Annotated in this window: 10 protein-coding genes; 6 read left to right on the top strand and 4 right to left on the bottom strand. The window is 68.1% G+C overall.

Translation table 11 applies throughout. The features are described 5' to 3' along the window. Positions 1 to 31 precede the first annotated feature (31 nt). Positions 32 to 2,272, top strand: a complete 2,241-nt coding sequence (locus P2Q66_RS15825; protein ID WP_275729637.1) for a S9 family peptidase — start codon at positions 32 to 34, stop codon at positions 2,270 to 2,272. A gap of 72 nt (positions 2,273 to 2,344) precedes the next feature. Here the strand turns inward: P2Q66_RS15825 and P2Q66_RS15820 are convergent, their stop codons facing one another. Beyond that, positions 2,345 to 2,797 carry an SRPBCC family protein gene (locus tag P2Q66_RS15820; protein ID WP_275729635.1) on the bottom strand — a complete coding sequence of 151 codons (453 nt, stop codon included), beginning with the start codon at positions 2,795 to 2,797 and terminating at the stop codon, positions 2,345 to 2,347. Between the two features lie 315 nt (positions 2,798 to 3,112). On the opposite strand from P2Q66_RS15820, the gene P2Q66_RS15815 reads away from it, so the two are divergent. Genes P2Q66_RS15815 through P2Q66_RS15800 form a run of 4 tightly spaced genes read left to right on the top strand, consistent with a single transcriptional unit; the run spans position 3,113 to position 7,690 of the window. Further along, complete coding sequence (locus P2Q66_RS15815; RefSeq protein ID WP_275729633.1) at positions 3,113 to 3,856, top strand: peptidoglycan-binding protein; 744 nt, start codon at positions 3,113 to 3,115, stop codon at positions 3,854 to 3,856. Between the two features lie 6 nt (positions 3,857 to 3,862). Further along, complete coding sequence (locus P2Q66_RS15810; protein ID WP_275729632.1) at positions 3,863 to 6,274, top strand: hypothetical protein; 2,412 nt, start codon at positions 3,863 to 3,865, stop codon at positions 6,272 to 6,274. An 8-nt stretch (positions 6,275 to 6,282) separates the two neighbouring features. Next, complete coding sequence (locus P2Q66_RS15805; RefSeq protein ID WP_275729631.1) at positions 6,283 to 6,489, top strand: DUF2945 domain-containing protein; 207 nt, start codon at positions 6,283 to 6,285, stop codon at positions 6,487 to 6,489. A 4-nt stretch (positions 6,490 to 6,493) separates the two neighbouring features. After that, on the top strand, positions 6,494 to 7,690 hold the full coding sequence (locus tag P2Q66_RS15800) for an FAD/NAD(P)-binding oxidoreductase (protein WP_275729630.1): 1,197 nt from the start codon (positions 6,494 to 6,496) through the stop codon (positions 7,688 to 7,690). Positions 7,691 to 7,735: 45 nt separating this feature from the next. Here the strand turns inward: P2Q66_RS15800 and P2Q66_RS15795 are convergent, their stop codons facing one another. Together P2Q66_RS15795 and P2Q66_RS15790 are read right to left on the bottom strand one after the other, a co-directional pair. Then, the gene (locus P2Q66_RS15795) at positions 7,736 to 8,311 is read right to left on the bottom strand and encodes a GNAT family protein (RefSeq protein ID WP_275729629.1); all 576 of its coding nucleotides are present in this window, start codon (positions 8,309 to 8,311) and stop codon (positions 7,736 to 7,738) included. A 14-nt stretch (positions 8,312 to 8,325) separates the two neighbouring features. Continuing rightward, positions 8,326 to 9,486: an acetate kinase gene (locus P2Q66_RS15790; RefSeq protein ID WP_275729628.1), complete on the bottom strand. Its 1,161-nt coding sequence runs from the start codon at positions 9,484 to 9,486 to the stop codon at positions 8,326 to 8,328. Between the two features lie 139 nt (positions 9,487 to 9,625). On the opposite strand from P2Q66_RS15790, the gene P2Q66_RS15785 reads away from it, so the two are divergent. Continuing rightward, complete coding sequence (locus tag P2Q66_RS15785) at positions 9,626 to 9,907, top strand: hypothetical protein (protein ID WP_275729627.1); 282 nt, start codon at positions 9,626 to 9,628, stop codon at positions 9,905 to 9,907. A gap of 84 nt (positions 9,908 to 9,991) precedes the next feature. Here the strand turns inward: P2Q66_RS15785 and pta are convergent, their stop codons facing one another. After that, the gene (gene pta, locus P2Q66_RS15780) at positions 9,992 to 12,070 is read right to left on the bottom strand and encodes a phosphate acetyltransferase (RefSeq protein WP_275729639.1); all 2,079 of its coding nucleotides are present in this window, start codon (positions 12,068 to 12,070) and stop codon (positions 9,992 to 9,994) included. Positions 12,071 to 12,108: the final 38 nt, after the last annotated feature.

The raw sequence follows: 12,108 nt of genomic DNA, 5'->3' as shown, positions 1-12,108 counted from the left end.
CATTGTCCGGGCTGGTGGCTATATTGAAGGAATGACCCAGACTCCGCTGCAGGATTCCGCCAGCACCCCCTCGTCCGCCACGGCCACGCCGCCGGTGGCCAAGAGAGTTCCCCTCGAACGGACGCACCACGGGGACACCTTCGTGGACAACTACGAGTGGCTGCGGGACAAGGAATCGGCCGAGGTAGTGGAGCACCTGAAGGCTGAGAACGCCTACCAGGAAGCCGTCACCGCGCACCAGGAGCCGCTCCGCGAGGCCATCTTCCAGGAGATCAAGGGCCGCACCCAGGAAACCGATCTTTCCGTGCCGCACCGCAAGGACGGCTGGTGGTACTTCAGCCGGTCCGTCGAAGGCAAGGAATACGGGATCCAGTGCCGGGTCAGGGCCGCCGACACCGACGACAAAATCGCCGATTGGACCCCGCCCGCCGTCGAGCCCGGCGTGGAGATCCCGGGCGAGGAAGTCCTCCTGGACGGGAACGTGGAAGCGGAAGGCAAGCCGTTCTTCTCATTGGGCGGCACGGCCGTGACCGTGGACGGCAACCTGTACGCCTACGCCGTGGACAACTCGGGGGACGAGCGTTTCACGCTCCGGATCAAGGACCTCCGCACGGGCGAACTGCTGCCGGATGTCATCGAGAACGTGTTCTACGGCGTCTCCTTCTCGCCCGACGGCACACGCATCTTCTACACGGTGGTTGATGATTCCTGGCGGCCGTACCAGGTGAAGGCCCACGTTTTGGGCACGCCCGTCACCGAGGACGTGGTGGTCTACCAGGAGGACGACGCCGCCATGTGGCTGGGCTTCGAACTTTCCGCCGACCGCCGGTACCTGGTGCTGGGCATCGGCTGCTCCGAATACAGCGAGACCCGCCTGCTCCGGTTCGACGATCCCACGGGCACTGTCACCACCGTCATCTCCCGCAACGAACGGGTCCTCTACGAGGCCGAGCCGTTCCTGCTCGACGGCCCGGACGGCCAAACAACAGAGCGCATCCTCCTCACGCACAACCGCGGCGCCATTAACTCCATGGTCTCCCTGACGGACCCGGCGGAGCTGCAGAAGCCGCTGTCCGAGCAGCAGTGGCAGACCGTCGTCGAGCATTCCGACGACGTCCGCGTCAACGGCGCTGGCGTCACCTCCACGCACCTCATCGTCTCCATCCGCAAGGACACCATCGAGCGGGTCCAGGTCATGGGGCTGGCCGGGCTGGGCACGTCGGCCCAGCAGGCACCAGTGGAACCGGCATTTGACGAGGAGCTGTACACCGCCGGCGTGGGCGGTTCCGACTACGAAGCGCCCGTCATCCGGCTGGGCTACACCTCCTACTTCACGCCGTCCCGGGTGTATGACTTCGTGCTGCCCACCGCGGAGCGGCCCGCCGGCGAGCTGCTGCTGCGCAAGGAGAGCCCGGTCCTGGGCGGCTACGACGGCAGCGACTATGTTGCCACCCGCGAATGGGCGGTGGCCGGGGACGGCACCCGCATCCCGCTGTCGGTACTGCGCCACAAGGCCGTACAACAAGACTCGTCGGCGGCCGGCCTGGTCTACGGGTACGGCTCCTACGAGCTGAGCATGGACCCCGGCTTCGGCATCGCCCGGCTGTCCCTGCTGGACCGCGGCGTGGTGTTCGTGATCGCACACATCCGCGGCGGCGGCGAGCTGGGCCGGCACTGGTACGAGGACGGCAAGAAGCTCACCAAGAAGAACACCTTCACGGATTTCGTGGACGCCACCGACTGGCTGGCAAACTCTGGCTGGGTGGATCCGGCCCGGATCGCAGCCCTTGGCGGCTCCGCGGGCGGGCTTTTGATGGGTGCGGTGGCGAACATGGCCCCGGAAAAGTACGCCGCAATCGTGGCGCAGGTGCCCTTCGTGGACCCGCTCACCAGCATCCTTGACCCGGACCTGCCGCTGTCCGCACTGGAGTGGGAGGAGTGGGGCAACCCGATCACGGACCCCCAGGCCTACGCCTACATGAAGTCCTACTCCCCTTATGAGAACGTGCGGGAGGTGGCCTACCCCAAGATCGCCGCGGTCACGTCCTTCAACGACACCCGGGTGCTGTACGTGGAGCCGGCCAAATGGGTCCAGGAGCTGCGGAACAGGACCACCGGTTCCGAGCCCATCCTCATGAAGATCGAGATGGACGGCGGCCACGGCGGCGCCTCCGGCCGGTACGTGCAGTGGCGCGAACGGGCATGGGACTACGCCTTCATCGCCGACTCGCTGGGCGCCACCGAGCTGCTGCCTGGCGCGGGCCTGAAGTAGGCACCGGCCTGAAGTAGGCACCGGCCTGAAGTAAGAGACCCGAAACCAGGGGTTGCGGCCCGGACGCGCAGGTCAGGCGTCCGGGTGCTCCTCCAGAAGCTCGGCCAGGGTCTCGAGGTTGGCCCGCACCGTCCGGCCCTGTGCCCGCTCCACCAGCGGATCGGCCAGCTTTCCAAAGATGCCGCCAAGGCCGGACGCGGCTTCGATCCGCTGCGTGAGGCGGGTGCCGCCGTCGGACGGTTCCATGGTCAAGGAAACGGTGAAGTCCAGCTTTCCCTCGACGGATCGTGATACCAGCCGCCGGGGCCGGTCGAACTCAACGATCTCGGTGGTCCAGTCAAAGGTCCGTCCCATGACTTTGCTGGTACCCCGGCCCCTGGACCCCAACCCGACGGGACCGTCGCTCACCTGCTCGGAAGACGTGACGGAAGAGTCAAAGACGGCCGTGTTCTCAAACTTCGCCAGGAAATCGAAGACTTCCTGGGGCGGCCGGGCGATGAGGACGGATTCCTCTACTACAGGCATGGGATTCTCCTCAAACAGTGCCTGACGCCGGCGCGGATCGGCCGGCGTGGAGGCAGGCACAGCGCCAGCATGGACCCGGGCGCAGGCAGTGTCAATGCTCCCCTTAAAGCGCTCGCGGCACCTCCCCCGGAGGACCGTGCGGGATACGGTGCGGCGTCCCGCACGGCGTTGACGTGCGGTAACAGTCATCCCTTAGCCACCCCTCCCGATACCCAAAAATGCTAATCATGCTTACTATTGGCTGGTGCCGGGCTGCCCGCTGGGGGCAGACCAACCCGTGCCGGACCCGGAGGTTGCATCAGCATGGACCATGAAATGCGTCCCCTGACGGACGACGAACTGATGTCGGAGCAGGCCACAGCTTTGCCGGACAAGGAAGTCGCGTCCGTCCTCGACCTGAATGCGGACCTGGACTTGGGGATTGATGCCGCGGCACCCATCGATTTGGCGGTTGCCGCCAACGCCAACGTAGCTGCCCCGATCGACGCGGCCGCCTCGGCGAACATTCTTTCCTTTGGCTCGGAGGCCCAGGCCCTGGCGGACCAGGGCGTGGTCATCGAGCAGGGCATCGTGGCTGACGCGAACGCCGAATCCACCCAGGACAGCACCATCGACCAGGCTAATGACACGGTCGACGACGGCGATACCGCGGCAGACACCGGAACCACTGAGCCGGGCACCACAGCAGGAACGGCCGACGGCGGGAGCCTCCTTCCTGACGGCACCCTTCCCGATGGCACGCTTCCGGACGGCGTCCTTCCCGAAGAGAGCCTGCCCGACGTCGGTGCGCTGCCGGTGGACCCGGCGGCCGCCCTGGACGGGGACCTGCTCAACGTCAACGTGGACCTGGCCGCCGACGCGGACATCGCCGCCCCGATCAACGGCGCCGTGGCAGCAAATGCCAACGTGGCCGCCCCGATCGACGCCGCCGTGGCAGCGAACATCGGCTCCATCGACAGCCAGGCCTACGCCGTGGCCGAGCAGGACGCCATCATTTCGCAGCACATCGAGGGCCAGGCCAACGCCTCTGCCGACCAGCAGTCCAACCTCGAACAGTAAGCACGGATGAGCCACGCCACCGGCGGGCCGCGCCCCGAGGCCGGCCCGCCGTCGTCCCATGCCTCCCTTGCCGAGCGCCCGCTGCAGGTCCCGGTGCGCGCCGACGGCGTCCACTTGCTGGGCCAGTCCGGGGGATCCGGTTACCGGGAAGCTCCCTCGCTGGTCCGCCGGGCCGACGGCCAGACCCTGCAGCTCACCCGGCTGCTTTATCTGGTGCTGGAGGGTGCCGACGGAAACCGGACCGTGGAGGAGATCGCGCAGCACGCCACGCAGGGTTCGGGGCGGCTGGTCAGCGCGGAGAACGTGCGCGCACTGATGGACTCGCAACTGCTGCCGATGGGACTCCTCCGCCTGGCCGGCGGCTCCCAGCCCGAGGTGAAGAAAGCAGACCCGCTCCTCGGTATGCGGTTCCGGTACACCGTGACGGACCCCGAACGCACCAGGAAAATCACGGCCCCCTTCGCAGTGCTGTTCAACCCGCTGATCGTGGTGGCCGTTACTGCCGCATTCCTGGCTGCCTGCTGGTGGGTGCTGATGGTGAAGGGCCTGGGCTCCGCCACGCATGAGGCGTTCGCCAATCCGGCGCTGCTGCTGCTGATTTTTGCCATCACCATCCTCTCTGCCGGCTTCCACGAGTTCGGCCATGCCGCGGCCGCACGAAAGGGCGGCGCAACGCCCGGCGCCATGGGTGCGGGCCTGTACCTCGTGTGGCCCGCCTTTTTCACAGACGTCACTGACTCGTACCGGCTGGGCAGGGGCGGCCGCCTCCGCACGGACCTCGGCGGCCTGTACTTCAACGCCATTGTGGCCGTTGCCATCATGGGGCTCTGGTGGGCCACCGGCTTTGATGCCCTGCTGCTGGTGGTGGTCACCCAGATCCTGCAGATGGTCCGGCAGTTGCTCCCACTGGTGCGGTTCGACGGTTACCACATCCTGGCGGACACCACCGGAGTGCCCGACCTGTTCCAGCGCATCAAGCCCACCCTCCTGGGCCTGCTGCCCTGGCATTGGGGGAAGCCCGAAAACAAGGTGCTCAAGCCGTGGGCCCGAGCCGTGGTGACTGTATGGGTGCTGGTCACCGTGCCGCTGCTGCTGTTCAGCCTGGCCATGATGGTGCTCGCCTTGCCGCGGCTGCTGGCCACCGCCTGGGACAGCGCAGGCAGGCAGCGGGACATGCTCGCTGCCAGCCTCTCCGACGGGGACCTGGCCGGCGCTGCTGTGCGCGCGCTGGCGATCGCCGCCGTCGCGCTGCCCATGCTCGGGATGCTGTACATCCTGTTCCGGCTGCTGCGGCAGCTGGTCACTGGCCTCTGGAAGAAGACCCGGGGCAAGGTCCTCCAGCGGACCGTCGCCATGGCCGCCGTGGCGGCACTGCTCGCCGGGCTCGGCTGGGCATGGTGGCCCGACGGCGGCACGTACCGTCCCGTGCAGCCTTACGAACGCGGCACGCTGGCTGACGCCACCTCGTCAATCGTTCCGCAGGGCAGCACCGTGCTGCGTGAAGGCCGCAGCGGCACAACCGTTGCACTCTGGCCGGAAGGCGCCGCAAAGCCGACCCGGGAGAACCCCCAGCTGAGCATGGTGCTGGTGCCGGCGGAGAAGAGCGGCTCCGGCACCGCGTCCGCTGCAACTGCTGCGGGCACCGCGGCACCGTCCTGGGTGTTCCCGTTCGACCGGCCGGCCGCGCCGGAGGAGGACGGGAACCAGGCGCTGGCGGTGAACACCACCGACGGTTCGGTGACGTACAGTGTGGCTTTTGCGCTGGTGTGGGCCGAGGACGGCGAACCCGTAGATGCCCGGAACGAGGCCTACGCCTTCGCCAGCTGCAGCGGGTGTGCCGCCGTGGCGGTGGGTTTCCAGGTGGTGCTCATCGTTGGCGAGGCGGATGTCATCGTCCCCGAAAACCTGTCGGCCGCGGCAAATTACAACTGCTTGGACTGCCTCACGTATGCGCTGGCCAGCCAGCTGGTCCTCACCCTGGACGGGCCGCTGGGCACGGGCAGCTTTGAACAGCTCAATGCCTTGTGGGCCGAGATCGCTGAATACGGCCGGAACATCCAGAACGTTCCCCTCTCGGAAATCCAGGCCCGGCTCGCCGGGTACAAGGAGCAGATCACTGCAATCATCACGGCGGATCCCAGCGCCACCAGGACCAAGGGGACGCCAGCTCCCACGGGAACAGCCGCACCCACCGGAACCAACGCCCCGGCCGGCGCGCCCACGGGGCCCGCTTCCCAGGCACCGGCCGGAGGGGCGCCCGCCCCCGCACCCACCCAGGCGCCCACCGCACCGGCAACGCAGCCCGCCGCGGGCAACCCGCCGCCGTCGTACGCCCCCATTGAGACGCCGCTGCCAACGGCGGATACTGGGGGCACGGCCCCCGCCGTGGAGCCCCAACCCACCGCCAACCCCAGCTAGGAGAGCCAATGTCATTGAGCAAGGGAACATCCGTGGAGTGGAACACGTCGCAGGGCAAGACGCACGGCAAAATCGTCGAGAAGAAAACCAGCGACTTCGAACTGGACGGCCACACGCACCGGGCCAGCGAGGATGAGCCGCAGTACGTTGTGGAATCCGCCAAGACCGGCGCCCGTGCCGCGCACAAGGCCTCCGCCCTGACAGAGAAGAAGTAGCGGCATGGCTACCCAGCACGAGGTCCTCATCATCGGCGGCGGGAATGCCGGCGTCTCCCTCGCCGCCCGGCTGGAACGCTACGGCATCAAGGACGTGGCGCTGATCGAACCCAAGGACCACCACCTTTACCAGCCGCTGTTCTCCCACATCGCAGGCGGCCGGGCGCAGGCCAAGGAAGCAGTCCGGACCCAGCAGTCGGTAACCCCCAAAGGCGTGACCTGGATCCGCGACGCGGCAGTGGACGTCGACGCGAATGCCAACACGGTCACCCTCGCCTCGGGAAGCTCGGTGGCGTACGGGCAGCTGGTGGTGTGCCCGGGGCTGCAGTACGACTGGGACGCCGTGCCCGGGCTGGCCGAGGCCGTGCACTCCCCGCACGGCGCCTCGCACTACGAGTTCGAACTGGCGCCGAAGGCCTGGACGCTGCTCAGCGGACTGACGTCCGGCACCGCCGTGTTTACCATGCCTGCCGGGCCCATCAAGTGCGGCGGCGCCAGCCAGAAGCCCATGTACCTGGCCTGCGACTACTGGAAGGAACAGGGGGTCCTGGACAAGATCCGCGTGGTGATGGTCCAGCCCTACCCCACCGTGTTCGGCGTGCCGGAAGTGGACCGGGAGCTGGACCGCAAGATCGCCGAGTACGGGATCGAACTGTGGACCAACAGCGAACTGGTCTCCGTGGACGCCGCCGGCCAGGCCGCCACCATCCGGAACACCGAAACCGGCGCCGAGGACGTTCTGCACTACGACGTGCTCAACAGTGTCCCGCCGCAGTCGGCCCCGGACTGGCTCAAGGCCACGGACCTGCCGGCCGCCAGCGACAAGGGCGGTTTTGTGGAGGTGGACCGGCAGACGCTGCGGCACCTCCGGTTCTCCAACGTCTGGTCGCTTGGCGATGCCGCCGGGACCACCAACTCCAAGTCGGGCGGGGCCCTGCGCAAGCAGACCAAGGTGCTGGCTAAAAACCTGGTGGCGGCGCGGAAGGGCAAGCCGCTGCCCGAGAAGTACAATGGCTACTCGGTGTGCCCGTTTACGGTGTCGCGCGACACGGTGGTGTTCGCCGAGTTCGACGACCGCTTCCGGCCGATGCCCACCATCCCCCGGGTGCCCACCTGGAACGAGAGCCGGCTGTCCTGGGTGGTGGACCGGGACATGTTCCCGCAGGTGTACTGGAACCTGATCCTCAAGGGGCGCGCCTAGGGGTTCGGGGGTCCGGGGGTTTCGACGGGCTCAACCACCGCGCGCCTAGGGGTTCCGGCTGTCCAGTTCCCTGCCCACGCGCCACTCGTCGGCGAGGATGGCGTAGATCAGCTCCGTGGCCCATTGGCCCTTGTAGTGCCACTTATCAACGTGGCGTGCCTCCAGCCGCATCCCCAGCCGGCAGCACAGGGACGCCGACGCCGTGTTGAGCTCGTCCAGGCGCGCCTCGATCCGGTGCAGGCCGAGCTCGCCGAAGCCCAGTTCGAGCATCGCCGCCGCGGCTTCGGTGGCATAGCCCTTGCCGCGGGCCGCGGGCGCCAGCGTCCAGCCCACTTCGCCCTGCAGGTGGCCGGGCAGCCACTTGAGCACCACCTCGCCCTGGAGCCCGGGCTCGCCGTCGGCCTCGATGGCCAGCGCCACCCAGTCCCCCTCCTTCTCGAAAACGAAGTTGGCGTACCGGCCCACGCGTTCCATCGACTGCGTGTACGTCTTTGCGGGTCCCGGCAGGAATCGGGCAGTCTCCGGGAGCGAATGGTACGCATGGAACGCGTCCAGGTCGCCGCCATCGAAGCGGCGCAGGACCAGCCGTTTGGTACGGATGGGCAGGCGGATGTCAGGCACTGACCGCACCCGGGCTACTGGGTGGAACCGACGACGGCGGCCGTCGCCTCCGCGATGGCGCGCTCCTCGTCAGTGGGCACCACCAGGACAGGGATGGCTGACTGCGGCGTGGAAATCACGCGCGGTTCCTTGGACCGCTCGGCGTTCAAGCCGCCGTCGAGCTCAATGCCCAGGGCCCCCAGCTTGTCGGCCACCAGCGCGCGGAACTGGTGCGAGTTCTCGCCGATCCCCGCCGTGAACACCAGTGCCTTGGCCCCGCCGACGGCCACGTGGTAACCGCCGATGTACTTGGCCAGCCGGTAGGAGGTGACAGCGAGCGCGGTGGCCGCCTTGGTATTGCCGTCCTCGGATGCTTCCACCACTGAGCGCATGTCGTTGTTGCCGGCCAGGCCCTTCAGCCCGGACTCCCGGTTGAGCATGGTGTCGATGTCCTCCGGGGTCCAGCCGGCACGGCCCAGGAACACCAGGATGGAGGGGTCCAGGTCACCGGAGCGGGTGCCCATCACCAGGCCCTCGAGCGGCGTGAAGCCCATGGAGGTGTCCACCGACTGGCCGCCCCGGATCGCCGTCACGGAGGCGCCGTTGCCCAGGTGGGCGATGACGCCGTCGAACTCCTCCACCGGGATATCCAGCAGGGCGGCGGCCCGCCGTGTGACGTACTCGTGCGAGGTGCCGTGGAAGCCGTAACGGCGGATGCCGTGGTTGGTGTACAGCTCGTCGGGGACGGCGTAGCGCCAGGCGTGCTCCGGAAGGGTGCGGTGGAAGGCGGTATCGAAGACGGCCACCTGCGGCATGTCCGGCCACTTCTTGGTGATGGCGCGGATCCCCAGGACATTGGCCGGGTTGTGCAGGGGCGCCAGCGGGTTGAGCCGCTCGATGGCGCGGGTGATTTCATTGTCGATCAGCACCGGCTCGGCGAACCGTTCCCCACCGTGCACAACGCGGTGCCCCACGGCGCCGAGCTCCAGGTCGCCCAGCTCCCGGTGGATGGCCGCGTCCACCTGCTCCAGCGCCGCTGCGTGGTCCCGCGGACCCTCGATCTCGCCGTCGCCGTCGCCCCCGTTGCCCATGCCGATCTTCTCGATCAGCCCCTCCGTCAGGACGGTCCCGGCGGCAACGTCGCGCACCTGGTACTTGAGCGAGGACGAGCCGGAGTTGATGACGAGCACGAGCATGTGGGGCCTCCTGAGCCTTGCGTCTGCGGTTCAAACCCCACTATATGTGCCGCGGCGCGGCGCCCAATTCCTTGCGGATGCGGACCGTCTGTGCCTAGAGTCGGCGGACAGGCTGGACCACGCCCGAGAGGACATTCCAATGACGAACGAGACCACTTCGATCGACGAGAACGACCCCACCAACACCGGCTCCAGCAGCACCGCCCCGCTGAACGCCGGCGCCGGAAGCAAGGACCCCACCGGAGTGGAGGGCGCGAACCCCGCCCTTGACGACACCGGCAACGTCAAGGCCGCCGAAACGGGAGAGGCCCCGCAGGCCCCCGAGAACACCGAGGATCTCGACCTCACGCCGCAGGGCCTGTCCGACGAGCCGGCCAAGCAGGAGGACAAGGAAAGCCTGGCCAAGCCGGACAACAGCTGACGGGCCACTCAGAAGCAACGCGGGGTCACTAAATGCCCAATCTGGCGCCGTTATTGGGCCGGGAGTGACCCCGCGTTTTTTCGCCTAGGAAGCCGGCACCTGCGCCTGGATCGCGGTGATGGCCACCGTGTTGACGATGTCCTCCACCGTGCAGCCGCGGGAGAGGTCGTTGACCGGCTTCCGGAGCCCCTGCAGGACGGGCCCGACGGCGACTGCACCGGAGCTTTGCTGCACTGCCTTGTACGTGTTGTTGCCGGTGTTCAGGTCCGGGAAGATGAACACCGTCGCCTGCCCCGCCACTGAAGAGCCCGGCATCTTGGACTCGGCGATCGAGGCGTCCACGGCGGCATCGTACTGGATGGGGCCTTCGACGGCGAGGTCGGGGCGGCGCTCCCGCACCAGTCCGGTGGCCTGCCGCACTTCGTCCACGGCTTCGCCGGAGCCCGAGCCGCCGGTGGAGTAGGACAGCATTGCCACCCGCGGCTCCACGCCGAACTGCGCGGCGGTTTCGGCCGAGGCGAGCGCGATGTCCGCCAGCTGCTCCACGTTGGGGTCCGGGTTTACAGCGCAGTCGCCGTACACCAGCACCCGGTCCGGCATCAGCATCAGGAACACCGAGGACACGATCTTCACGCCCTCGCGGGTCTTCACGAACTCAAGTGCCGGGCGAATGGTGTGCGCGGTCGTATGGGCGGCGCCGGACACCATGCCATCCACTACGCCCAGCTGGACCATCATGGTGCCGAAGTAGCTGACATCCTGCATAATCTCCAGCGCCTTGGGCAGGTCCACGCCCTTGTGCGCCCGCAGCTCCGCGTACTGTTCGGCGAACTTCTGACGCAGGTCCGAGGTGGCAGGATCCACCACGTTGATGCCGGTGAGGTCGATGCCCCGGGCGGCGGCCAGCTCGCGGACGTCGGATTCGGGTCCCAGGACGGTCAGGTCACAGACGTCGCGGCGGTGCAGGATTTCGGCAGCGCGCAGGATCCGGACGTCGGTCCCCTCGGGCAGCACCACGTGCCGGCGCTGCGCGCGGGCCCGCTCGATGAGGTCATGCAGGAACCGCAGCGGCGTCATCCGCTCGGCCCGGGGCAGGTGCAGGCGCTCCATGAGCTCGGCCTCGTCCACCTGCCGGGACCAGAGGCCTAGGGCCGAGGCAACCTTCCGGCGGTGCCCGGACCAGATCTCGCTCCGGACCTCCGAGACGCGCCGGGCCGTGGTGTAGGTGTCCTCCCGCGCCGCGAACACAGGGAACGGCGCCTGCGCCAGGAGCGGGTAGATGTTGGCGTCCGGTGCCAGCCCGCCGGTCAGGATGAGGGCGGACGCCACCGGGAACTCAGGCGAGAAGGACGAGGCCAGGCACGCGACCATCACGTCCGCGCGGTCCCCCGGCACGATCACCAGGGCGCCCTCGTCCAGCACATTGAGGAAGTTGCCCACGTTCATGGCCGCCACTTTTATGTCCTTCACATCCCGCTCCATGTCCGGGCGGCCGGCGATCTGGCGAACGCCCAGGGCGGCTGCCACCTCGCCCGTAGTGGGCCGGGCGATCTCCTCAAGCTCGGCCAGGACATACACGGGCCGCCCGGAGGCGCCCGGCTTCACGGCGGCGGCGATAGCCTCGACGTCGTCCGGGTCAGCGCGGTTGACCATGATGGCCAGCAGCGCGCACTTCTCCGCGGACAGTTCCTTGCGGGCGACCTCGACGGCGGCCGCGGCCTCGGCGACGGTGCGCCCCTTGGCGCCCACCACAGCCACCACGGGGGCGGCCAGGTTGTTGGCCAGGCGGGCGTTGAGGTCGAATTCGACGGCGGCGTCCTGGCCGGTGAGGTCCGTTCCCTCCACGATCACCACGTCGCAGTGGCGGGAGATTTCGGCGAAGATCTCCACGCAACGGGCGTCGATGTCGGCCCGTTTTCCCTCGGCCAGCAGGGTCCTGACCTCTTCATGGGTGAGGCCGCCGCGGCACCGCTCATCCTCCAGCGCGAAACGGGACTTCATCAGGGCGACCATCGGATCGTCATCCGCGTCCGGGCCGTGGACCACGGGTTTGAAGAAGCCGATCCGGTCCGCATGGCGGTGCAGGGTGTCCGCCAGGCCCAGGGCCACAAGGGACTTGCCCGATCCGGGGGTGGTTGCGCTGACGTAGATGCCTTTGGCCATGGGTCTGCCCTTTGCTGTCTGCTGGTGCCGGTCCTCCC

The organism is Arthrobacter sp. Cr_A7, assembly GCF_029222765.1.
In the GTDB taxonomy this organism is placed as follows: Bacteria; Actinomycetota; Actinomycetes; order Actinomycetales; family Micrococcaceae; genus Arthrobacter.
The sequence above is the reverse complement of the archived record's forward strand: the minus strand, read 5'-3'. Positions and strand labels throughout refer to the sequence as shown.

Excerpts from the sequence above, each read along its gene's own strand:
- P2Q66_RS15820 (WP_275729635.1), bottom strand. The coding sequence starts at position 2,797 with ATGCCTGTAGTAGAGGAATCCGTCCTCATCGCCCGGCCGCCCCAGGAA.
- P2Q66_RS15805 (WP_275729631.1), top strand. The coding sequence starts at position 6,283 with ATGTCATTGAGCAAGGGAACATCCGTGGAGTGGAACACGTCGCAGGGC.
- P2Q66_RS15825 (WP_275729637.1), top strand. The coding sequence starts at position 32 with ATGACCCAGACTCCGCTGCAGGATTCCGCCAGCACCCCCTCGTCCGCC.
- P2Q66_RS15815 (WP_275729633.1), top strand. The coding sequence starts at position 3,113 with ATGCGTCCCCTGACGGACGACGAACTGATGTCGGAGCAGGCCACAGCT.
- P2Q66_RS15790 (WP_275729628.1), bottom strand. The coding sequence starts at position 9,486 with ATGCTCGTGCTCGTCATCAACTCCGGCTCGTCCTCGCTCAAGTACCAG.
- P2Q66_RS15810 (WP_275729632.1), top strand. The coding sequence starts at position 3,863 with ATGAGCCACGCCACCGGCGGGCCGCGCCCCGAGGCCGGCCCGCCGTCG.
- pta (WP_275729639.1), bottom strand. The coding sequence starts at position 12,070 with ATGGCCAAAGGCATCTACGTCAGCGCAACCACCCCCGGATCGGGCAAG.
- P2Q66_RS15785 (WP_275729627.1), top strand. The coding sequence starts at position 9,626 with ATGACGAACGAGACCACTTCGATCGACGAGAACGACCCCACCAACACC.
- P2Q66_RS15800 (WP_275729630.1), top strand. The coding sequence starts at position 6,494 with ATGGCTACCCAGCACGAGGTCCTCATCATCGGCGGCGGGAATGCCGGC.